The sequence below is a fragment of the Bacillus sp. AG4(2022) genome (genome assembly GCF_031844465.1).
GTDB classification, from domain to species: Bacteria; Bacillota; Bacilli; order Bacillales; family Cytobacillaceae; genus Bacillus_AB; species Bacillus_AB infantis.
The window spans coordinates 819192-841816 of record NZ_JAUZVH010000001.1 but is presented as its reverse complement, the minus strand read 5'-3'; the positions used below and the strand labels follow the sequence as shown (position 1 = coordinate 841816).

The window sequence follows — 22625 nt, the reverse complement described above, 5'->3', positions numbered from 1 at the left end:
AGCTCCTTCCATATTGATGCAGAGCTTAAGGCCCTGTATCAGTAGTATGGAGCTGTGGAGTTTTTTCATGTTTGGTAATGTTATCTTGCTGTCTGTGCCCCGGCTGCGGCATATTCTGCTGCTTCTAAAAGCAGGTCTGCAATATGGACTGCCTTGACATGGCCTGCCGCCCCTTCACGCTCAATCCCAAGCTTCATCTGAAGAAGGCAGCCGGGATTTGAAGTGACAATGACTGCCGCTTCTGTTGTTCTGGCCTGGTTCATTTTGTAATCAAGAATCTGCATGGACATTTCCGATTCAACAATATTATAAATCCCCGCTGAGCCGCAGCACCTGTCCGCATCTTTCATTTCCCGGTACTCTGCCCCGGTGATAGAGCCCAGGAGCATGCGCGGTGCAGCTGCCGTTTTCATCACATTGCGGAGGTGGCAGGAATCCTGGTACGTAAGAATCTGATGGGGAAGGGTCAACTTATGGTTTTTATGGAAATCCAATTCAAATAGGATCTGGGAAATGTCCTTGATCTTATTTGTAAAGCTCTCAGCGCGGATTTTCCATTCCGGTTCATCTTTCAGGAGATGATCGTAATCTACAAGGAAAGCTCCGCAGCCGCCTGCATTGGTTATGATATAATCTGCTCCCGTATCCTCAAAGGCAGCGATGTTCCGTTTTGCCAGCTCCCTGGCTTTTTCTTTTTCCCCGCTGTGTCCATGAAGGGCCCCGCAGCAGGCCTGTGATTTGGGTATGACGATTTCACAGCCGGCCATCTGCAGCAGCTTCATGGTCGCGTCATTTGTCCCCATGAAAATGGTGTCCATCAGGCAGCCGGAGAAAAATGCTGCCTTTTTCACTGGCTTCCCATGAGCTGGCAGCTTTTCGGGACGCTTCTTCATATCCTTGTAGGAAGGGACAGCAGGGAGTACTTTTTCCATTGCTGCAAGACTGTCAGGGAAGAGCTTCATAAAACCGATTTTCCTAACAGCGGTTTGCAGGCCGGTCCGCTGATACACGGAAAGGAGGCCGGCCGCTGCCGTCATTCTTTCCTGATGCGGGAACAGCCCATGGAAAACAGTCTTCCTGATCGCCTTGACAGGGAGTGAGTACTTTTTATTCTGGCTGATAATATCCCTTGCTTCCTCGAGAAGGTGCCCATAATTAACACCTGAGGGACAAACTGGCTCACATGCCCTGCAGCCCAGACATAAATCCAGGGATCGCTCTACATCGCTGTCCGGCTCGATCAGCCCGTCCGCTACAGCTTTCATCAGTGCGATTCGGCCTCTTGGAGAATGCTCCTCCTTAAAGCCTGAAGTGATGTAAGTGGGGCAGGAGGGGAGGCAGAAACCACATCGCATGCAGTTCAGCATTTCATCCTCATCCATCCTGCTGCTGAACTCACTTTGGATCTTTTGCCGTTCAATTGCTGTACTCATTTAGATACCACCACACGTTTCCTGCTGTCTTTGGCAAATATTTTCCCCGGGTTCATGATATTCTTCGGATCAAGGGCTGCTTTGACGGCCTGCATGGCAGCAATGCCTTCGCTTCCCAATTTAAGTTCAAGATAAGGGGCTTTCATGACTCCCACGCCATGCTCGCCTGTTATAGTTCCTCCAAGCTCGATGGCTTTTGCAAAAATCTCGGCAAAAGCATTTTCCACCCTTTCCATCTCTTCTTTATTTCTTGCATCCGTCGGACAGGTAGGATGGAGATTTCCATCTCCGGCATGGCCGAAAGTACAGATTTTCAGGTCATATTTACTGGCAATCTCATTGATGCTCCTTACCATATTGGCAATTTCAGAGCGGGGGACCGTAGCATCTTCAAGAATGGTGGTGGGCTTGAGCCTTGCAAGGGCTGAAAGGGCGGCTCTTCTCGCAGCCGTCAGCGCCTCTGCCTCGGAGGCCGTCTTGGCCACCTGGACAGAAACAGCACTCTCTTCCCGGCAAATGGTCTCCATCTTTGCCATGTCACGCTCGACAACTTCACGAGGTCCATCCTGCTCAATCAGCAAAACTGCTTTGACATCTGTAGGCAGTCCGATCTGTGCGAACTCTTCCACAACTTCGAGTGTCGGCTGATCCAGGAATTCTAATGTTGCAGGGATGATTTTATTGGCTATGATTTTTGAAACCGTCTTCGCGGCTGCTTCAAGGTCCTGGTAAAGGGCAAGCATCGTCTTTTTAGTTTCCGGCATCGGGATCAGCTTCAAAGTCGCTTCGGTTATAATCCCAAGTGTACCCTCAGAGCCTGTGAAAAGACGGGTGAAGTCATAGCCCGCCACATCCTTTGCGAGCTTGCCTCCCGTCCTGATGACATCCCCATTGGCCAGGACCACTTCAAGGCCCATGACATAATCTCTGGTCACACCATATTTAAGGCCTCGCAATCCGCCGGAGTTTTCATTTATATTTCCTCCGATTGTAGATATTTTCATGGAACTTGGATCAGGAGGATAAAAAAGTCCTTTTGCTTCTGCTTCGCGTATCAAGTCAAGTGTGACAAGCCCGGGCTGAACAGTAATGGCGAGATTCTCTTCATCAAGGTCAAGAATTCTGTTCATATGCTTGAACAGAATAACAAGCCCGCCCTCGGTCGGGCATGTGCCGGCGCACAAATTTGTGCCCGAGCCTCTTGGGACGATGGGAATGGAATACTCGCTGCATACTTTTACAATTTCAGATACTTCGCCTGTATTTCGCGGGCTAATGACCGCATCAGGGAGGGATTGAAAATTCGGGGTGGCATCATAGGAATAAACCAGGCGCACCGCATTAGAGTCATCATATTGGTCTATGCCTGCAATCGCTGTCAATTTCTCTTTAGCAGCTTTCGGTATCATAACAGGAGCCTCCAGTTGCAGCCGGCTTCTGCCGGCAGTACTTTTAGCTTCATTATATGGAAGGATATTTAGAATTTCTATAGATATTAATACGAATATTATCCGCTTAATTAGTGATCATTTGTATGTTCATCCAATAGCAGGCATGCCATATAAAGGATGAACAGCTGCTGTGCATTTCCCGTGCCCAGCCCAGTCAGATCCTCAATCTTCCTAAGGCGATAGTGAAGTGTATTGATATGTATATGCATGCTTTCAGCAGTCTTTTTCAATGAATGGTTCTGCCTGAACAGCTCTTTCAGTGTTGCAAGTACGTCGGGGTGCTGCTGCAGGGGTCCGATGGTCCTTTTAATATAATCCAATTTGGTTTCAGGCTTGATTTCATCCATCAGCATCTCCAAGGTAAGATTTTTATCAAATCTCAGGCCCCTGGCTTTCTTTGCAGCCTTCACAGCCCGTTCCGCCTGCCTGAAGGAACGGGAGAGTGCAGAGGAAGCGGCCGGCTGCCCAGCCCCTCCAGAAAGCGGAGAACCGGAACTTCTGTCGAGATAGCTGTAATACCTGGATACTCTGTCCTCAAGCCTTTGGATGTGCTCTTCTGAATGATGTGCGAAGAGCGCAACAATTCGATCATGACCCCAGCGTATGAAAAGGTCATTACTGTTTTTTTCTGGCCAGGATAGGAGCCTTTGCCAGATTTCCCTTGAAGGAATCTTTTCAGGTTCGAGGAATTCTGCTATAAACACCAGCCGGTCAAGCCTGGTATCGACCTTAAGCATAAGCGCCCTGTCTATAAAAGAACTGCCGTGCCCCCGCTCCTGGAGCCAATCAAAGACAAAGCCTTCAAGGGCCCTTGACTGCCAGTCAATCTGTTCGCTGTAGAAATTTTCGCTGATTAAAAGCTCTGTCATTTTTCTGATAATTTCACCGTAAGGAGCTACCTTTTCCGGGTCACCTGTGATCCCAATCACTGCGGCAACTTCTTTTTGAAAGAAAACAGGAAGATTGATCCCGGCTTTGACGCCTTTCAGCTTTTTTTCATCTTCTGCTGTGATGATTCTTTTATCCCGTTTTTTAACAGACTGGAGTGCTCCTTCATGGAAGGCTCCAACTCTATCTGGAGATGTGCTTGAAACGATGATTCCATCTGTATTGACCACGATGATTTCTTCTTTCAAGACCCCCCGGATCTCGCGAAGGATCTTTTCGGCAAGTGCTGGCAAAAGCATGATCGAGCCTCCTGATTTCGTTGATATAATTATTATCTTTATACTTAATTATATAAAAATAAAAAAAATCACGCTAATAGCCTCATAATCCTTTTAAACCCTTCTGTTTTTCTTTATGATAGGGGATAGGCAATTTAGGAGGGAAAGATCATAATGTGGGATGAAATAAAAGAAAGGCTGGATAAATTATCCCCTGCCCAGGTTATCACCGGCTACTATTTGCTTGCTGTCACCATTTCGGTGCTGCTGCTGCGCATTCCTGCAGTCCATCAGCCCGGTGTTGAGGTTTCCTGGCTCGATTCGGCCTTCACGGCTGTCAGTGCCGTTAGTGTAACGGGGCTTTCAGTTATAAATATATCTGAAACATACAGTACCTTCGGGGTCTTTATGCTGATGTTCGTCCTGCAATTCGGGGGAATCGGCATCATGACGCTGGGTACTTTTTTCTGGATCTTGCTAGGCAAGAAAATCGGTTTAAGGGGAAGGCGGCTCATCATGGTCGACCATAACCAGTCGAACCTGTCGGGCCTGGTCAATTTGATCAGGGAAATCCTGAAGCTGATCCTGATTATTGAAGCGGCGGGGGCACTTATACTGGGTGTGCACTTCCTCAGTTATTATGATACATTCCAGGAAGCCATGCTGCACGGCCTGTTCGCTTCGGTCAGTGCTACGACAAACGGAGGCTTTGATATTACCGGTGCTTCCTTGATCCCTTATGCGGATGATTATTTTGTACAGCTTATACATATAATCCTGATCACACTTGGGGCAATCGGCTTTCCTGTTCTGATAGAAGTAAAGCATTACCTTTTTGACCGGAGAGATTATAAAAACTTCCGCTTTTCCTTATTCACAAAGCTGACGAGCGCCACCTTTGCCGTGCTGCTGGTGGTTGGGACGGTTCTAATCCTCCTCCTGGAAGGAAGGCATTACTTCAGCGGAATGAGCTGGCATAAAACGTTCTTTTATGCTTTCTTCCAATCTGCCACAACCAGGAGCGGAGGCCTTTCGACTTTGAATGTCAATGATTTTGCGGAGTCTACCCAGCTGCTTCTGAGCGGGCTAATGTTCATCGGAGCTTCCCCAAGCTCGGTCGGTGGAGGGATCAGGACCACGACTTTCGCCCTGAATGTCCTCTTTCTTTATCAGTTTGCCCATGGGAACAGGGATATTAAAGTATTTAAAAGGGAAGTCCATCAGGATGATGTATTAAAATCCCTGGTCATCACCATTTTAGCTGTCGGCATGTGTTTCTTTGCAGTTATTGTGCTCAGTCTGACTGAGGCCCACAGCGTGACAGCTATTATTTTTGAAGTGTGTTCGGCCTTCGGAACGACAGGATTGTCGATGGGGATAACCCCCGATCTGTCAGCGGTCGGGAAGTGCGTGATCATCATACTGATGTTCATTGGAAGAATTGGGCTGACTTCCTTCTTATTCATCATTGGAGGAAAAGAAAAGAAGTCAATCTATCATTATCCAAAGGAAAGAGTCATCATTGGGTAAAAGCATATAACCATGGTTATATGCTTTTTTATCTGGGCAAAAGCCCCAAAACCCGGGCCTCGAGTCATCATAAGCCACGGGATGTGGGTTATGCAGACGTTGCCGCAGTACGTGGTTTTTAGTCTGCGTTCCTTAGTGGGCAAGCCGCTTCCGCACTTCGATTTGTCCAGCTCCAGGCGCTAGCCCTCGAGTCATAAGCCACTTCAGGATTGAAGGCAAAGAACGCCTTCTATCCTGAAGCGTCTTATGCTTGTCGGCTCTGGGCAAGCCGCTTCCGCACTTCATTTAATCCGTTCCCCTGCTCACGTCTTTTTCAGGGTGCATGAAGGGGGAGCTTTGGGGTTTTTGTTTTTTTTCGAGGAGTTTTCTGTTTTCGTCTGTATTCCAGCCGATGTCGTTTGTCGGGTGGATCCATTGTTCCCCTGACATGACAGCAGGGTCGGTTTCATCGGTCCATTGTTCCAGCGGGGAGTTTTCTGAAGCGTAGAAGCTGTCGCCGATTGTAACCCCAAAAGAGTTTTTGAATGGCTCTTCCAGCTTCAGATGCGTCCCTTTTAAGCTGGGAGCGGATATTTGGTGGGGCAGTGTGCCATCAATGCCAATCTGCTTCCCTTTTTTCATCTGTTATGTGCACATCCTTTCTTTAATGCGAAGAGGTTAGGCTACAGAGCTGGACAAGTATTATTTTTTCAAGCTGGCTTCTATTTTATAAAGAAGCAGGACCTGCAAATAAAGGAAAGAGCAAGAAAGAATTCTTTCGGGGTGGAACGAAGAAAATATAGGAGAAACAATGACTTAGGAGGAATCAATATGGCGAAGCGAAAAGCTGAACATGATGCGGTAGAAAAATATTCTAAAACGCCGAAGAAAAATGTTGCAGAATCAGAATTCTCCGCAGAGTTTACACATGGGGAAGAGACTGCTAAAGGAGCCAACCGGAATTCCAAGCAGGGAAGAAAGGGGAGGGGCTGATGAAAAGGAAACCTGAGGGTGACTTGAAGCAGGAGACCTCCAATGTTGAGTTCGGCCTGGAATTTGGGGACATGAACGCAAGCAAATTCTACGAACATCCAGATGCCTTCAGGGAGAAGAACCAGAAGGAAAGAAACAGTAAATAAGAGATGACCGTGCGGCCGATTTGGACCGGTTTTGAGGATTTGGTGGAAAAAATCAGGAAATGATTAAAATATCCGGGAAATAACTAAAAAAACTTTATCTTTAAACAAATAAAGGCTTCAATTGGTAAATAATATATCCGCGCCAGTTACAAAACCTAAATTCAGCCGGCTCTGAGCACAGCACACGCTTGAAACGGTCATTTTGAACAAAAAAGCCTGAAACTGCAGCAGTTTCAGGCTTTTTTTCAGAAATTAAGCTGGTTTAAGTGTATTTTTGGTGCAAGAAAAAATTTGTGTCTGTTCATTTGAAGCATCGAAAAAGGCGATGATACTGGAAGCTTCCCGTATAATTTCTCCCGTTTCCAGATACGCGCTGATATCAAATTCAACCTGGTCAAGAAGAGTATGTTTGTGAAGGTCCTTCTCGCTCAGGCGCAGATTTTCAAATTGGCTGCCCAATGAAGCTGGGTTCCTTGCAATTTCCTGATAGATAGCGGATCGATCGCTCTTTTCATAGCCGGCTTCCCACCATGGTTTTCTAGGCTTATACTTCTGGTTTGCAAGATAGTCCAATTTCATAAGGCCTTCAATGACCCTTAGATCTTCCAGCTGCTTATATTCGAGGAATTGCTGCAGCCTGCGGAATAGATCTTCGAGCTGATGACCGATCCTGGACCAGCCCATCTCTTCCCAATAACCTCCAAACTCCTGGAAAAAGTCAAAAGGGGTCGGGAACGAACGGGTAGTCAAATACTCAATAGTATGGTCCATGCGATGGTCATTCCAGTATTTTTCCAAAACATCTTCAACCTGTTTGATCCTGATAATATCTTCAAATGGCAGTACATTATTGCCGAGGATTTCATATGGCGAATGATCCATATAAGTGTATCCGTGCTTTTCTGCACTCAGCCTCAGGCCTGTTCCGCGCAGCATTTTTAGGAAACCAAGCTGAAGCTCTTCTGGCCTCATGGCGAACACATCGTTAAAGGTCTTCTTAAACGATTCATAATCTTCCTCAGGCAGACCCGCAATCAAATCAAGATGCTGATCGATTTTTCCGCCGTCTTTGACCATTGTAACCGTCCTTGTCAATTTGGCAAAGTTCTGTTTTCTCATGACCAATTCATTTGTTGCATCATTTGTCGACTGGACGCCGATCTCAAAACGGAATAGTCCAGGAGGGGCTTCCTTGTTGAGAAAATCAATGACTTCCGCCCTCATGATATCAGCAGTGATCTCAAATTGAAAGACAGTCCCCGGCCGATGTTCATCAATCAGAAAACGGAACATCTCCAGCGCATAGCTTCTGCTGATATTGAAGGTACGGTCCACAAACTTAATCGTTTTAGCTCCATTATCCATTAAATATCTGATATCTTCTTTAATTTTCTCTCTGTCAAAATAACGGACGCCAACTTCAATGGAGGAAAGGCAGAACTGGCAGGAGAAAGGGCAGCCTCTGCTCGTTTCTATATAAGTGACGCGTTTGGAAAGATGCGCTTTGTCTTCTTCAAATCGGAAAGGGGATGGAAGTTCGCGCAAATTCAGCTTATTTCGCTGCGGGTTGAACTTCACCTGGCCATTTTCCCTGTAGGCAATACCATGGACATTTTCCATTTTTTTATCACCATCAAGCTCTGCAAGAAGCTGCTTAAACGTTTCTTCTCCTTCACCGATGACGATATAGTCAAATGCTTCTACCTTTCCCATCCATTCCGGCACATCGTAGGAAACCTCAGGGCCTCCGGCAATAATCTGGATGGCAGGATCGATTTTTTTGATGATATTAATGACCTTGATTGTTTCTTCAATATTCCATATATAACAGCTGAATCCGATAATATCCGGTTTTTTTCTAATCAGATCGGTCACGATATTCATGACAGGATCCTTAATGGTGTACTCTGCCAGCTGAATGTCATACTCAGGCTCGGCGTAAGATTTTAAATACCTGATGGCAATATTGGTATGGATATATTTAGCGTTCAATGTGGTGCAAACGATATTCATAATAGTAGAACTCCTTTAAGAGTAGTGCAGTTCAGAACAACTTATTATTATACGTTATTGTTGACAAAAAAAGTAGCTGTAAATCATCTGACCCGCTTAGGCAATCTTCTTTTTTCCAGCCCTGGGATTCCCGATCCCCGGGCTGCCCAAAGTAAAAAGCCCGCCGTCCGGCGGGCTTTCAATCAGCTTAACAGTTTTCTCCTATAAAACTCCAGCCATGTTTTTCCCCGCAGCTGAAGCTGCTTCAGCCTGGAGGTGTTAAGCTCTATAAGCGGCTGGGCAAAAGAAGTTGCAATCCTGCTTGAAAGGATAAGCGTAAGGATCAGGGATATCCCTGCTAAAAGCAGGAAATTCTCGGGCTCATGGAAGTAATCCTGAACCACGCTCTCCCGGAAAATTCTCACAAAGAACCCATGCAGAAGATAGACATATAAAGTGTTCTTGCCGAGATTCGTAAAGAAATATTTTTTTCTTGGTACGAAAGCCAGGAACGAAAACACCATGATGAGGCTGAGAATGTAAAAGGACAGCCTGGTCAGCAATGCTTTAAAAGAAGCTGCGCCCATTTCAGCGTATGGCTTTGATCCAAGCAGCCATTTATAATTGATATCCGGATAAAAATAGAAGCCGATGAACACGATCGCAAAGATGCCTAATGCAGCAAACCTGAATTTTGGCCTGAATAGCATATATAGCTGTTCTTTCCGCAAAAAGTATCCGATCAGGAAAAGCGGGAAGAACACAAACGTCCTGGATAAGCTTAAATAGTTGGATACCGTGTCAGCATAGCCGATCAGCAGCCCTATCAATATGGCAGCGCCGATAGAATAAGCAGGCTTGAATTTTGCGAACAAAAGCAGCATGATATTCCAGCAGAACAAGCTAAGCAGAAACCATAGTGACCAGTGCGGCGTAAAAGGATCGAGAGAGATTGTTGATTTGTTATAAAGATAATAATAGAACACAGAGTAGATTGCCTGGAAAATTAAATAAGGCAGAATCAGCTTTTTGGCAATTTTCTTCACATATCCCTGTTTCCATATCCCTCTTGCAAAAAATCCTGAAACCAGAATGAAAGCCGGCATATGGAAGGTATAGATGACCTTGTACAGGGTGTAGATTGTTTCATTATCTTCAATAAAGGAACGTAGCAAATGCCCAAAGACAACAAAAAAGATCAAAATGAACTTGGCGTTGTCAAAGTAATAGTCTCGCTGTTTCATAACTCCTCCTTGATTAAAGACCCCCATAAAACTTTTATCTATAATACCCAGCCTAACATGCAGCTAAACAGTTGTGCCGTGTTAATTAGAGGATGGCATACCAGTAAATTCTAAAACGGAATCTGCCGGTTTTTTCTGAAACTTTGGAAAGTATTTCTTCAAAATCAAAAATCTATATATTATAATGAATGTTAATAGTCTAAAAGTTACATAGTTTTATTTCTGCTTATTAGGACAATAGTTTGGTTCAGCGAAGAAGAAATAGGGGGAATAGATGTGAAAGGGGAAAAAAAGGCAAGGGTTAAAAAGGCTAAAGCCAAAAAGCCGAAGATAAAAAAGGAAAGAGGCAGGAAATGGCCCGCCTTGGCTGCAAAGCTGATGAATACTAAGTTCTGGAGAAATCTTAAGCTGGGACAGAAATATGGAGCGGCTCTATTCATTACTATTGGTCTTTTTGCCGTTTCAACCATCATTACGTTTGTATTGCTGACGATGGTTAATGTAAAGATGAATACAGTTGAAGAAACAGGGGATAAGACGATCCAGACAACAGAAATCGCAGCCCTGTTCAATAATAAAGGAAGCACTATCGGAAATTTCATCATTGATTCCAATCCTAAACACCTCAATAGTTTCAAAGATCTTGAAGAAAGCATGGACAAGCTCAAAAAACAGGTGCAGCCTTCACTCAGGAATGAGGAGACAAAAAGCCTCTATAAGCGGATTGATCAAAATGACAAGCAGATAACAAAGATTTTCAATGATGTCATCATCCCTGAAGTAAAGCTTCAGAATGTCAGGGGCTACCGCCTGGGCAAATTACAGGTGGATAATATTATCACAGAAACAGTCGGCCAGTTGGACGAGCTGCGAAGCATTCTCAAGGAAGACCAAAAAAGTGCTGTTGCATCAGCCAAAGCCGGAACCATTCTGACGATGATTGTATTGGCTGTCTCCGTCGTTGTTTCTTCTGTTCTGGGAGTGGCGAGCATCCTCCTTATCGGGCGACTGATCTCGGGCAAGCTGAGCCAGATTGTCACCTTATCGAATGAGGTTGCAGCAGGAAATCTTAATGTAGAATCGGTGGAAATGGAAGGGGAGGATGAACTCGCAGAGCTGAGCCGTGCCTCTAACTCCATGAAAGAAAAGCTTCAGGCTATGATACAGGAGATTTCAGCCGTGTCCACTTATGTGACTGACAGAAGCGGGGAGTTGAATATCTCGGCGAATGAAGTCAGATCGGCAAGCCAGCAGGCAGCATCCACCATGCAGGAGCTTTCAGGTGGAGCAGAAGAGCAGGCCAATTCTGCAACAAGCCTTGCTGAAATGATGGAAGATTATCTGGGTAAAGTTGAGTATGCCAATAAGAGCGGCGCTGCCATCAGGAAAGATTCAGGCGAAGTTCTGAATATGACGAAAAATGGCGATGAGCTTATGAAAGAATCACAGCAGCAAATGCTGCGCATCAACGAGATCATGAAATCTTCTGTACAAAAGGTGCAGGGACTGGATGAGCAGACTAAGCAAATCTCTAAGCTTGTGCAGGTTATCCATGATATAGCAAACCAAACCAATCTGCTTGCCCTTAATGCTGCCATTGAAGCTGCAAGGGCTGGTGAGCATGGTCGAGGCTTTGCCGTGGTGGCGGATGAGGTAAGGAAACTGGCTGAACAGGTATCTTTCTCTGTGTCAGACATTACCAGGATTGTTAAAGGGATTCAGGCAGAATCCAATGACGTCGTCCTTTCCCTTAAGCATGGATATGAGCAGGTAGAAGAGGGGACCGGCCAGATTGAGCATACAGGCCAGACATTCCAAAATATCTATCAGTCTGTCAACAGGATGTCTGAAAACATCAATGAAATTTCCAGGAGCCTCGAACAAATTTCAAGCAGTTCTGCGGTAATGAATGACTCAATTGAAAATATTGCATCCGTTTCCGAGGAATCTGCAGCAGGGATTGAACAGACGAGTGCCTCCATCAGCCAGACAAATCATTCGATGGAGGAAATTTCTGATAATGCCCAGTCATTGTCCGAGCTCGCAGATCAGCTGAACGAGATGATTTCTAAATTCAGGCTATAAATGAACAAAACAGGCTGCAGGCAAAACTCATTTTTGCCGCAGCCTGTTTTTCATAGAGTCTAAGCTGTTTCGTCTCAATAGAAAAGGGAAAAAATTGCTGGCAATTGTCTAAAAATTGTTTTTTTTTAACCCCAACAGTAATAAAATGTAAGTGTTATAGTATACAAGCCATAAAAGCCGATAGAATTTTCCAGCACAGTTGGAAAGGTATAAGATAGATGTCAGGCAAGTCTATGTCTTCGAGGAGGAAAATAGGTGGGGGCTTTATCTGATATAGCAAGAAAACAAATGGAGGAAAGGATAGCCGTGCTTGAACTGGAAAATGAAAGGCTGAAACAGGCGGCAGAGCAAATGGGAAAGTCTGTAGTAGCCAATCATGTTTTTGATTCCGCAGCAGATGGAATGATCATCTATACTGAACAGCGGGAGATTATTGCGGTTAATCCTGCCATGTCTCGGTTTTTAGGTACTGAGAAGGGACAGTTCGAGGGACTTAGGCTGGATGACCTGGTTCCCGTCGATTATCATTTTAAGCTGGAAAAGCAGAAAAAGCTGCTGCAGTCCCAGGAAAAAGTCAAAGGTGTTCTGCCGATGGCCAATAACGGCAGCCTTGCCTACTTTGAATTTACAACGAGCCGCCTTCCTGATAGCTGCCTCCTTTTGTCCATATTCAGGGATGTTACAGAGAAGAGACGGCTGGAGCAGAAAATCCGCAAACATGAAGACTTGTATAAAGACCTGTTTGTGGAAGCGCTCGATGGGATCGTTTACTGGAAGGATAAAGGGACAATCATCAATGCAAACCAGGCAGCATGCAGAATATTTGAAAGCACCCATGATGAACTTCTTGCCGGGAAGGTGGATGATTTTGTTCTTCACAAGGATGAAAGCTATTTCCAAATTCTCGAGGAGCTGTACAAAGAGGGACAGGTAAGGAATGAGCTGTTTTTTCTCATGCCAAATGGGCAAAAGAAGCTGCTGGAATTCACCGTTAAGCTGAACGCCGTTGAAGGCTATCATATGACGATTTTCAGGAATGTCAGTGAGCGGCATAAAATGGAAGAAGAACTGCGGGAAAGCGAAAGGAAATTCCGCAGCATTTTTGAAGGTGCCCTGGAGGGGCTGATACTGTGGGATGAAAACTTTACCATTGTCGATATCAATGCTTCAGGAGAAAGAATGCTGCAGATGAGTCAGCATGAAATTGTGGGACAGTCCCTGCTTGCGCTGCTGAATGATTGTAATATAACAGAAGAGGAGCTGCGCATGCATCTGGAGGAACTGTCAGGCAGCGGCCAATCCAACGGGACGATTTCTTATATTTTGAAATCCGGCAGAAAAATGCATTTTGAGTTCTCTTTGAAGCAAAATGTCTTCTCAGGGCTCAGCCTGACGACTTTTAAGGATATTACAGAGAAGCTGGAGATGGAGGACCAGCTGAAGAAGTCTGATACACTGAATGTGATTGGGCAATTAGCAGCGGGAATCGCCCATGAGATCAGAAATCCAATGACAGCTTTGAAAGGGTTCATTCAGCTTCTGGAAGACAGTGCAGGGAGCGGAAATTCCATGTACTTCAATATTATTACCTCTGAACTGCAGAGAATCGACTCCATTATAAATGAATTCCTGATTCTGGCGAAGCCACAGGCCATTCAGTATGTCGAGAAAGATATTATCCAGCTGATGAAAGAGACAGTTGAGTTCCTGACTGCCCAGGCAGTTCTCCATAATGTCCAGTTCAGGACAGATTATGCCAAGAACCTTCCCCTGGTCTTCTGTGAGCCGAACCAATTGAAGAAAGTGTTCATAAATATTATTAAGAATGCGATTGAAGTGATGTCAAAGGGCGGAATCATTACCATTTGCATTCAAAAAAACAGGACAGGCAGCATCCGGATTTCCATAAGGGATGAGGGATCCGGCATTCCGCCGGAAAAATTGCGAAAGCTGGGAGAGCCGTTTTATACAACGAAAGAACGGGGGACCGGGCTGGGCTTAATGGTCACATATAAAATAATTGAAGAGCATGAAGGTAATATTGAAGTGGAAAGCAAAATGGGGGAAGGAACCGTTTTTCATATCGATCTCCCCATAAAGCGGGGCGGGTACCAGGATCCAGGCGGCATTTTTACTTTATAGCAAAAAAGAAATACCGATTGTTCAAATTTGTATCATTCAGCAGAATGATGCATTTTTTTTGCAAAAGAATTGACTGCTGTAATCTAATTTGATATAAATCTAATTAGACATACATCAAATTTGGAGGCTGATCGCATGCAGTTAGACAGACTGGTGGCATTTCATAAAACGATGGGCGACCCTGCCAGAATACGGATAATAGCACTATTATCGAATGGGCCTCTGCATGGCCAGGCAATTGCAGGCAAATTGGGCCTTACTCCCCCGACGATCACCCATCATTTAAACAAGCTAAAAGCTATTAATAGCATCTATCAGCGCCGTGATAAAAACACCATCTATTATTACGTGAATGAATCGGTTATCAAACAGCAGGCAGAGGTTCTCATTAACCTGTTTGATAAAAAGGAAGGAGAGATGGAAGAAATGCTGGAAATGCATAATGAGAAACAAAAGGTTATCGAAAATTTCATCACAAAAGAAGGGAAGCTCAAGAATATACCGGCACAGCGCAAGAAAAAGCTGTTTATCTTTGAGCATATTGCTTCAGGTCTGAAAATGGGAAAGAAATATCCTGAAAAAGAGCTTAATGAGTATATAAAGAAATTCCATGAAGACTATGCGACGATCAGGAGAGAATTTATCGTCAATCATTTCATGTACAGGGAAAACAGCGTTTATGAGTTGAACCCCCGTGAAATGTGGGCTAAGCCGGAGTAGCTTGATATGGCCTATATGTATGAGCATATACCTGGAACTGATTTTGTCCCAGTCTTTGCTTCGGCTGTTCTTGATGGCCTTATACCAGGTGAGGTACAGGAGAGGCAAGGAAGTCTGCTGATATCCCTCACCAGCGGCATCCACTATGCCGCGGGACGAGCGGGAGAAGGGTCATTTGACCTGCTGGCAGGAAAATTGGATGAAGCAGAGAAAAATGGGAGGCGGTTCACACTTTTTTCCGGCTCTGCCGAACTGGATCAATTCATATCCGGCCAGTTTGGAGAGAGGCTCAATAAGCATCACCGCCATTCCTTTCAAAATTTTTCGCCGGTTCCTAAACTGTCTACCAAAAGCAGCGAAGTCTCCTTTTTTCCGCTGGATAGGGAGTCAGCAGGTGAATATCCTGAGTTCCGAATGGATTATTTCAGCACATACTGGGGATCCATTGAGCATTTTCTGAGATCCGGATTCGGCATCAGGGTGCTGATGGGAGAGCAGGCAGCCGGTGAATGTGTTTCTATATTCAGGAGCAATGAATTTGCCGAAATGGATATCCATATAGCAGAAAGTGCCAGGGGAAAGGGGCTGGGAGCCATGCTTGCTGCGAGATTCATTAAAACTGCCCTGGGAAAAAATCTGCAGCCGCGCTGGGATTGCAGCGCGGCCAATCTGGCAAGTAAGAAGCTTGCAGAAAAACTGGGTTTTTCTGAACCTGTGGAATACCTTGTTTTCACCCTGCCGAAACAAGGCTGACAATCCTGCATAAATCCTTTGCATCTGCGATTTCCCTGCGCTGAAGGATCAGGTTTCTCCCTGCAGCCAGTGCAGCTCTCTTGGCAGCCAGGCGCGCCTTTTTGTCTTCTATCCCGTCAAGGTCAGCAACATGGGCCAGTCCGATTGTCCTTCTTATCAGCTCACAGCCTGCAAAGCCAACCGCATCTTCCCAATATTTCTGAAGCACAGCGGATAGAAAACCTTCTGTTCCAGCAAAAGGATCTTTATTATCCTTCTGCCATAAAAGAGAGAAATCATCTGAGAAAGTTCCCCAGAATGTTTCAATATGATGATCTATAAGTCTCGTTTTCTCAGGATTGGCGATAGACTGGAATAACAGATTGGCAATCACCTGTCCGATATCAAAACCTGCAGGGCCGTAGAAAGCAAATTCCGGGTCGATGACTTTTGTCTCCGCATCGGAAGCAAAGATGCTTCCTGTATGCAAATCACCGTGAAGCAGCGCCTCCGCTTCATTTAAGAAAATTTTCCTGAGGCGCGCTGCCTCGAGTTTCAATGCTGAATCAGCCCATAAGGGTTCTGCATCGCCTTTCAGCTCTTCTTCAAAATCATTGGTTGGGCTATTGAAATAAGGATCTGCAAATATCAGGTCTTCCGTAATTTTGCACAGCTCCGGGTTGTAAAATTCTTTGGCAAGCTTTTTCTTATCAGCCTGAAGAAGGCCGTAGTCCGAGGTATAGAACAAAGTTCTTGCCAGGTAGTTTCCAAGATGGCCGGAAAGCAGCGGATATTCTTTTCCAGAGATCAGCCCTGTACGGCTGATCTCCAGGTGTGAAAGATCTTCCATCACAGTCACCGCGAGCTCTTCATCATTGTAGAAAACTTCCGGCACAAAATCCGGAGCAAGCTTTTTAAAAAGTTTAAGCGCTTCTGCTTCAATAGCAGCCCTTTTCAAGGTCAGCGGCCAGCTTTCGCCTACTACCTTGGCAAAAGGGAGAGCCTGCTTGATAATCAGGCTTTTTCCTGTCCCGTTTTCCTTGATCCTAAAGACAAGGTTAAGATTTCCGTCGCCTATTTCTTCCGTGGCTAAAGATGCATTTCCGGGAAACTGGCCAAGGCTTACAGCGAGTTCCGCGGCTGTTTTTTCTGTCAGCGGAGCATATTTATTTTTTACGAGTGTCATCATTTTTCCCTCCTGAATTTGGAGGCTTTATTTATCCATCAGGACATAAAAAAGCCTCTTTCTCATGCTGAAAGAGGCTTGAAGTATTGAGCTTCGCACCTCTTATCTGCCAGAAAGCCAAGCTTTCTGCTGGAATTAGCACCGTGCCTTATGGAGGAATTCTCCGGCGCAAGGATTGCGCCCCATCTCACGATGGAATTACGGTCGGTTGCTGGGCATCATCGGGCCAAGTCCCTCTGCCTGCTCTTGATAAGAGAATATAAGTTTGTATAAACGGCTGCCGCCAGCCATTTGAAAAAATAGTAACAGCGGCATATGTTTTCTGTCAATAAAAATTTAAAAAATTCTAATAGAATTCCGGTTTGCGGTCCGTAAAAACCGGGATGCGTGCCCTCACTTCCTCTACAAGCCTGAGGTCGAGATCTGCTGAAAGGATTTCTTCGTGCTCTGAAGCCTCTGCAACGACTTCGCCCCATGGATTGATGATGATGGAGTGGCCGGCAAATTGATTGGCCGGATCAGATCCGGCCCTGTTGCAGGCAACCACATAGCATTGATTTTCAATGGCTCTTGCAATCAGCAGCGCGCGCCAATGGGCGAGGCGGGGCAGGGGCCATTCAGCCACGACGAAAATGGCTTCTGCTCCTTCAAGTGCATGCTTGCGGATCCATTCAGGAAAACGGATATCGTAGCAGATAAAGCCGGCCATGGGATGGCCATTCAGATTGAAAGAAGCATCCCCGCTCCCGGGTGACAGGTGGAGATGTTCATCCATCAGTTGAAAAAGGTGCAGCTTGCTGTATTGGTGCAGGAGTTCACCTGTGCTGCTGACTGCAAGCAGGGTGTTGAAAACACCATCCTCTGTTTTATTTGCGATGCTTCCTCCAATGAAGGCAGCATGATGCTTATGGGCCATAGTCTGCAAAAACCGGATGCTTGATTCTGCGTTCCTGTCCCCGATTTCTTCCAGTCGGGTTAAATCATAGCCCGTTGTCCACAGCTCAGGCAGCACGATGATATCGGGATTGTCTTTGCTTGCGCGCTCGATCAGCGTTTCAGCTTTTTCGTAATTTTTCTCAGGGCTGCCAAAGGAGATGTTCATTTGGATGCAGGATATTTTCATAGGGTAAACCTCCGTATGCAAAGGATAAAATGATAAAATTTTAGAATATTTCTTTACTTCCTGCCTTTTACGTTATATCTTTGTCATTGGTTTTTCAAATAAAAATTTAATCCACATGTAAAGCAGGTGACTATGTGATGAAAATATTTCCTCAATCTAAACTGTTGCAAAGTCTGCCAAAGCAGTTCTTTGCAACATTGGTGCAAAAAGCAGCCAGGTATGCCGGGCAGGGGCATGATGTCATCAATCTTGGCCAGGGAAACCCTGACAGGCCCACACCGCCGCATATCGTCAGGAAACTTCAGGAAGCAGCCGAAAATCCCCTTAATCATAAATATTCCCCTTTTCGCGGTCAGCACAGCCTGAAAGCTGCAGCAGCTGAATTTTACAAAAGGGAATATGGTGTGGACCTTGATCCGGAAAAGGAAATAGCTATTTTATTCGGCGGGAAGGCTGGCCTGGTTGAAATTCCTCAATGTCTTCTCAATCCAGGGGAAACGATCCTTGTTCCTGACCCGGGGTATCCTGATTATTGGTCAGGAGTGGCCCTTGCGAAAGCTTCTATGGCTGTCATGCCCCTGAAAGAAGAGAATCATTTTCTGCCGGATTATGGTGAGCTTTCTGAGCAGGACATCGAATCAGCCAGGATGATGTTCCTCAATTATCCGAATAATCCGACCGGAGCCACGGCTACGAAGGAATTTTTCGAAGAAACGGTCCGCTTTGCAGCGGAAAATGAAATTTGCGTTGTTCATGATTTCGCCTACGGTGCAATTGGCTTTGACAGCAAAAAGCCAGTCAGCTTCCTGCAGACGGAAGGGGCAAAGGAAACAGGCATTGAAATTTATACACTCTCTAAAACTTACAATATGGCAGGCTGGAGAGTGGGGTTTGCGGCTGGGAATGAAAGTGTGATTGAAGCCATCAATCTTATGCAGGATCATCTGTATGTCAGCCTTTTTGGTGCTGTGCAGGAAGCGGCAGCAGAGGCTTTGTCCGGGCCGCAGGCATGTGTGGATGAACTGGTGCAGGTCTATGCTTCCAGGCGGAAAGCCTTTATTGAAGGCCTTAGGGAGATAGGCTGGGATGTTAAAGCACCGCAAGGATCATTTTTTGCCTGGCTGAAAGTTCCGGAAGGCTGGACGTCTGAGCAATTTGCCGATGTTCTGCTCGAAAAAGCGCAAGTAGTTGTGGCTCCCGGCATCGGATTTGGCGAATATGGAGAAGGATATGTCCGCGCAGGTCTGCTTGCAGATGAAGAGAGGCTTAAAGAGGCAGCAGCAAGGATCGGAAAGTTGAATATTTTTTGAAAAATCAATTGACATGTTTTTATAATCATGTCATAATCCAAATGAATTATTGATTATCTGAAAACTTTAAATTCCACATAGATTTCGTTTTCTTATCAAGAGCAGGCGGAGGGACTAGCCCTATGAAGCCCGGCAACCGACTTTGTAAAAAGCACGGTGCTAATTCTTGCAGCGTTTGAGCTGATAGATGAGAAGATGTTGGACACAGCTCTGACCTCTTCTTTCTGAAGGGGTCTTTTTTATTGATTCTATTTTTTTTATCGTAACTATTCGCAGGTGAGAGAACCGCGATCAGCATGACCATACATAAATGCAGGGGGAACAGGATTATGAGTGAAATTATCGCGTCATATTTACTGAATGGTTCCAGCGGGGATCTGGAGAAAAAGGCAGAGGAAATTGCCTTGGGATTGACGGTAGGATCGTGGACAGATCTGCCGGATCTAGAAAAGGACCAGCTTAAGAAGCATAAAGGGAGAGTCGTTTCTGTTGAAAATGGGGAGCAGGATGGAAATGATGGGGCTGCGCTGATTAAAATTGCCTACCCGGCCGCAAACTTCAGCGCCGACCTGCCTGCTGTTCTGACAACTGTATTTGGAAAGCTTTCGCTCGATGGAAAAATTAAGCTTCTCGACCTGGATGCAGCAGAGAGCTTCAAGCGGAATTTCCCGGGCCCGCTTTTTGGCATTGAAGGAATCCGCAATAAGCTTGGTGTTCACGGACGGCCGCTGTTAATGAGCATCTTCAAAGGTGTGATTGGGAGAGATCTCAATTATCTTCTGAAGCAGCTGAAGGAACAGGCACGCGGGGGAATTGATATCGTTAAGGACGATGAAATTTTCTTTGATAATGAGCTTGCCCCCTTCTCAGAGAGGATTACAGAAGGCAAAAGGGTTCTTAGGGAAGCTTTTGAAGAAACAGGGCACAGAACACTTTACGCAGTGAATCTTACGGGCCGTACGTTTGAGCTGAAGGAAAAAGCAAAAAAAGCGGCTGAGCTTGGCGCTGATTTGCTGCTGTTCAATGCCTTTGCCTATGGACTGGATGTTCTTCAGGCATTAAGGGAGGATGGAGATATCGCTCTTCCGATCATGGCTCACCCGGCAGTGAGCGGTGCAATGACTTCTTCTCCTGTTTACGGCTTGAGCCATAGCTTACTGCTTGGAAAGCTGGCCCGGATGGCAGGTGCAGACTTATCCCTGTTCCCGTCGCCATATGGCTCGGTGGCATTGGAGCGGAACCAGGCATTATCCATCAGTTCCGCGCTGACAGAGGATGATATTTATAAAAAAAGCTTTCCTGTTCCTTCAGCTGGGATTCACCCTGGCCTGGTCCCTTTGCTTGTCAGGGACTTCGGGATGGACAGCGTCATAAATGCCGGAGGCGGCGTCCATGGCCACCCTGATGGTGCTAGAGGCGGGGGAGCAGCGTTCCGGCAGGCAATCAGCCTTGTGCTGGAAGGAAAAACCTTGCACCAGCCTCAGCAGGAGTTTCCAGAGCTGGCAAAAGCAATAGCGCTCTGGGGAAGCAAAGAGGTGGCGCAGCATGGATAGGATTGCAGTGTTCTGCGACTTTGACGGGACGATAACAGAATCAGATAATATCATCAGCATCATGAAGCACTTCGCCCCGCCTGAGTGGGAATCGCTGAAGGACAAGGTCCTTGCTGAAGAAATTTCCATTCAGGATGGCGTCGGTCAGATGTTTGCGCTTTTACCGAGCAGCCTGAAGGAGGAAATCACATCCTATGTCCTCAGTCAGGCAAAGATCAGAAACGGATTTGAAGAGTTCATTGCGTATCTGAAAACAGAAAAAATCCCTTTATACATCGTCAGCGGGGGCATCGACTTTTTCATTCACCCGCTGGTTGAACAGTTCGGCCCTTTTGAAGCCATCTACTGCAATCATTCTGATTTCAGCGGGGAGATGATTAAAATCAACTGGCCGCATGAATGTGATGAAGAATGTGACAACGGATGCGGCTGCTGCAAGCCTTCAATCATGAGATCGCGGGACGAAGAAGGGTTATATAAAATTGTCATCGGCGACAGCATTACAGATCTGCAGGCCGCAAAGCAGGCAGATTTTGTACTGGCAAGAGATCTGCTGCTGCAGAAGAGCAGAGAGTTTGGCCTGGATCACAGGCCGTTTACCGACTTTTTTGATTGCATTACAGAATTAAAGAGATTGATAGGGGTGAAACTATGAGCCTCATCCAGGAAAAATGGGACCTGCTGGCAGATATAAAGGAAGAACTTGCAGGCCGTGACTGGTTTATGGGAACAAGCGGGAACCTTGCGATTAAGGTTGCTGCCGAACCGCTGCAATTCCTCGTTACGGCAAGCGGGAAAGATAAGCGGAAGCGGACAGAAGAGGATTTCCTGCTGGTCGGCCATGATGGGAAGCCGGCAGATGAAACCGGCCTGAAGCCCTCTGCAGAAACGCTTCTCCATGTAGAAATTTATAAAAGGACCAAAGCGGGATGCAGCCTGCACGTCCATACGGTTGACAATAATGTGATTTCTGAATTGTACGGGGATGCAGGATCTGTTGCTTTTAAAGGCCAGGAGCTTATCAAAGCTTTTGATAGGTGGGATGAGGATGCAGTCCTGACGATCCCGATCATTCCTAATCACGCCCATATACCGAAGCTTGCTGAGTCTTTTTCAGAGCATATACTGGCCGACTCGGGTGCTGTCCTGATCCGCAACCATGGCATTACAGTATGGGGCCGAACACCTTTTGAAGCGAAAAAGCTTTTGGAGGCTTCAGAGTTTTTATTCCGTTATCAGCTGAAGCTGCTGCTGCTGAAGCAGATTCAAACCGCTATATAAAAGTTGAAGGGAGACTATAAAGATGGCTTATATCGTATTGCAGGAAACAAGAGAAGAAATCAGGAACCAGGAAGAGGTGGCCTCTTTCCTTGACAGCCAGGAAGTCATTTATGAAAACTGGGATATTCAAAAGCTGCCTGTGGATCTGAGAGAAAAGTATAATCTTTCAGATGAAGAGAAGGAAAGGATCCTTGAGAGTTTTGCCGCTGAAATCAAGGATATCTCTGAACGAAGGGGCTACCAGGCGCAGGACGTTATTTCGCTGTCTGAAAGCACGCCGAATCTTGACCAGCTGCTGAAGAATTTCCAGCAGGAGCACCATCACACAGACGATGAGGTCCGTTTTATTGTCAGCGGGCACGGCGTTTTCATTATACAGGGGAAAGACGGCGGCTTTTTTGAAGTATTCCTGGATCCGGGCGACCTGATTTCTGTGCCGGAAAACATCAGGCATTATTTCACCCTCCAGGAAGATCGCAAGGTTGTCGCCGTACGCATCTTTGTTACCTCTGAAGGCTGGGTTCCAATCTATGAAAAAGAAGGCGCAGAAGCTTAATTA

20 protein-coding genes, 1 pseudogene and 2 riboswitches are annotated in these 22625 nt (G+C 45.9%); of the genes and pseudogenes, 13 read left to right on the top strand and 8 right to left on the bottom strand.

Annotated elements, in window-relative coordinates; translation table 11 throughout:
- Positions 1-80 precede the first annotated feature (80 nt).
- The 3 genes from Q9R36_RS04135 to Q9R36_RS04125 all read right to left on the bottom strand — a co-directional run bounded on the left by Q9R36_RS04135 (position 81) and on the right by Q9R36_RS04125 (position 4071).
- Complete coding sequence (locus Q9R36_RS04135) at positions 81-1433, bottom strand: (Fe-S)-binding protein (RefSeq protein ID WP_094768834.1); 1353 nt, start codon at positions 1431-1433, stop codon at positions 81-83.
- Complete coding sequence (gene glcD / locus Q9R36_RS04130; RefSeq protein WP_253616591.1) at positions 1430-2842, bottom strand: glycolate oxidase subunit GlcD; 1413 nt, start codon at positions 2840-2842, stop codon at positions 1430-1432. The genes Q9R36_RS04135 and glcD overlap by 4 nt, the downstream gene beginning before the upstream one ends.
- A 110-nt stretch (positions 2843-2952) precedes the next feature.
- Positions 2953-4071 carry a CdaR family transcriptional regulator gene (locus tag Q9R36_RS04125; protein WP_253616592.1) on the bottom strand — a complete coding sequence of 373 codons (1119 nt, stop codon included), beginning with the start codon at positions 4069-4071 and terminating at the stop codon, positions 2953-2955.
- A 153-nt stretch (positions 4072-4224) separates the two neighbouring features.
- On the opposite strand from Q9R36_RS04125, the gene Q9R36_RS04120 reads away from it, so the two are divergent.
- Positions 4225-5580 (top strand): TrkH family potassium uptake protein, encoded by a 1356-nt coding sequence (locus tag Q9R36_RS04120; RefSeq protein ID WP_009794245.1) that lies wholly within the window; start codon positions 4225-4227, stop codon positions 5578-5580.
- A gap of 285 nt (positions 5581-5865) precedes the next feature.
- On the opposite strand, the gene Q9R36_RS04115 is transcribed toward Q9R36_RS04120, so the two are convergent.
- The gene (locus tag Q9R36_RS04115; protein WP_311224577.1) at positions 5866-6201 is read right to left on the bottom strand and encodes a DUF3905 domain-containing protein; all 336 of its coding nucleotides are present in this window, start codon (positions 6199-6201) and stop codon (positions 5866-5868) included.
- Between the two features lie 189 nt (positions 6202-6390).
- On the opposite strand from Q9R36_RS04115, the gene Q9R36_RS04110 reads away from it, so the two are divergent.
- Both Q9R36_RS04110 and Q9R36_RS04105 read left to right on the top strand, forming a co-directional pair.
- Complete coding sequence (locus Q9R36_RS04110; RefSeq protein WP_022543641.1) at positions 6391-6552, top strand: hypothetical protein; 162 nt, start codon at positions 6391-6393, stop codon at positions 6550-6552.
- The gene (locus Q9R36_RS04105; RefSeq protein WP_009794248.1) at positions 6552-6698 is read left to right on the top strand and encodes a hypothetical protein; all 147 of its coding nucleotides are present in this window, start codon (positions 6552-6554) and stop codon (positions 6696-6698) included. The genes Q9R36_RS04110 and Q9R36_RS04105 overlap by 1 nt, the downstream gene beginning before the upstream one ends.
- A 252-nt stretch (positions 6699-6950) precedes the next feature.
- Here Q9R36_RS04105 and Q9R36_RS04100 read toward each other — a convergent pair whose 3' ends face one another.
- Together Q9R36_RS04100 and Q9R36_RS04095 are read right to left on the bottom strand one after the other, a co-directional pair.
- Positions 6951-8711: a B12-binding domain-containing radical SAM protein gene (locus Q9R36_RS04100; RefSeq protein ID WP_311224576.1), complete on the bottom strand. Its 1761-nt coding sequence runs from the start codon at positions 8709-8711 to the stop codon at positions 6951-6953.
- Between the two features lie 182 nt (positions 8712-8893).
- Positions 8894-9934, bottom strand: a complete 1041-nt coding sequence (locus Q9R36_RS04095) for an acyltransferase family protein (RefSeq protein WP_022543642.1) — start codon at positions 9932-9934, stop codon at positions 8894-8896.
- 378 nt (positions 9935-10312) lie between these two features.
- Between Q9R36_RS04095 and Q9R36_RS26115 the strand changes: the two are divergent.
- The 5 genes and pseudogenes from Q9R36_RS26115 to Q9R36_RS04075 all read left to right on the top strand — a co-directional run.
- Positions 10313-11080: pseudogene (locus Q9R36_RS26115) on the top strand (HAMP domain-containing protein); the annotation flags it as partial.
- The gene (locus tag Q9R36_RS26110; RefSeq protein WP_371931617.1) at positions 11072-12019 is read left to right on the top strand and encodes a methyl-accepting chemotaxis protein; all 948 of its coding nucleotides are present in this window, start codon (positions 11072-11074) and stop codon (positions 12017-12019) included. The pseudogene Q9R36_RS26115 and the gene Q9R36_RS26110, both read left to right, overlap by 9 nt.
- Before the next feature lie 255 nt (positions 12020-12274).
- Positions 12275-14161: a PAS domain S-box protein gene (locus Q9R36_RS04085; RefSeq protein ID WP_311224574.1), complete on the top strand. Its 1887-nt coding sequence runs from the start codon at positions 12275-12277 to the stop codon at positions 14159-14161.
- A gap of 135 nt (positions 14162-14296) precedes the next feature.
- Positions 14297-14881 carry a DUF2087 domain-containing protein gene (locus tag Q9R36_RS04080; RefSeq protein WP_094768838.1) on the top strand — a complete coding sequence of 195 codons (585 nt, stop codon included), beginning with the start codon at positions 14297-14299 and terminating at the stop codon, positions 14879-14881.
- Between the two features lie 6 nt (positions 14882-14887).
- A complete protein-coding gene (locus Q9R36_RS04075; RefSeq protein ID WP_311224573.1) occupies positions 14888-15634 on the top strand; it encodes a GNAT family N-acetyltransferase in 747 nt (248 codons plus the stop codon).
- Here Q9R36_RS04075 and mtnK read toward each other — a convergent pair.
- Entirely contained in the window at positions 15612-16802 is a 1191-nt protein-coding gene (gene mtnK / locus Q9R36_RS04070; RefSeq protein ID WP_311224572.1) for an S-methyl-5-thioribose kinase, read from the bottom strand. The two genes, Q9R36_RS04075 and mtnK, sit on opposite strands and share 23 nt — an antisense overlap.
- Positions 16803-16898: 96 nt before the next feature.
- A riboswitch (SAM riboswitch) is annotated at positions 16899-17055 on the bottom strand.
- A 90-nt stretch (positions 17056-17145) separates the two neighbouring features.
- Positions 17146-17922 carry a carbon-nitrogen family hydrolase gene (locus Q9R36_RS04065; protein WP_311224571.1) on the bottom strand — a complete coding sequence of 259 codons (777 nt, stop codon included), beginning with the start codon at positions 17920-17922 and terminating at the stop codon, positions 17146-17148.
- 137 nt (positions 17923-18059) lie between these two features.
- Here Q9R36_RS04065 and Q9R36_RS04060 point away from each other — a divergent pair, with 137 nt between their 5' ends.
- The 5 genes from Q9R36_RS04060 to Q9R36_RS04040 all read left to right on the top strand — a co-directional run bounded on the left by Q9R36_RS04060 (position 18060) and on the right by Q9R36_RS04040 (position 22622).
- Positions 18060-19232, top strand: coding sequence for a pyridoxal phosphate-dependent aminotransferase (locus Q9R36_RS04060; protein WP_311224570.1), 1173 nt, complete (start codon positions 18060-18062; stop codon positions 19230-19232).
- Between the two features lie 89 nt (positions 19233-19321).
- Positions 19322-19426, top strand: a riboswitch (SAM riboswitch).
- Positions 19427-19561: 135 nt separating this feature from the next.
- A complete protein-coding gene (gene mtnW / locus Q9R36_RS04055; RefSeq protein ID WP_101550760.1) occupies positions 19562-20785 on the top strand; it encodes a 2,3-diketo-5-methylthiopentyl-1-phosphate enolase in 1224 nt (407 codons plus the stop codon).
- On the top strand, positions 20778-21440 hold the full coding sequence (locus tag Q9R36_RS04050) for a 2-hydroxy-3-keto-5-methylthiopentenyl-1-phosphate phosphatase (RefSeq protein ID WP_311224569.1): 663 nt from the start codon (positions 20778-20780) through the stop codon (positions 21438-21440). Before mtnW ends, Q9R36_RS04050 begins: the two co-directional genes overlap by 8 nt.
- Positions 21437-22066, top strand: coding sequence for a methylthioribulose 1-phosphate dehydratase (locus tag Q9R36_RS04045; RefSeq protein WP_311224568.1), 630 nt, complete (start codon positions 21437-21439; stop codon positions 22064-22066). The genes Q9R36_RS04050 and Q9R36_RS04045 overlap by 4 nt, the downstream gene beginning before the upstream one ends.
- Positions 22067-22088: 22 nt before the next feature.
- A complete protein-coding gene (locus tag Q9R36_RS04040; protein ID WP_009794263.1) occupies positions 22089-22622 on the top strand; it encodes a cupin domain-containing protein in 534 nt (177 codons plus the stop codon).
- Positions 22623-22625: the final 3 nt, after the last annotated feature.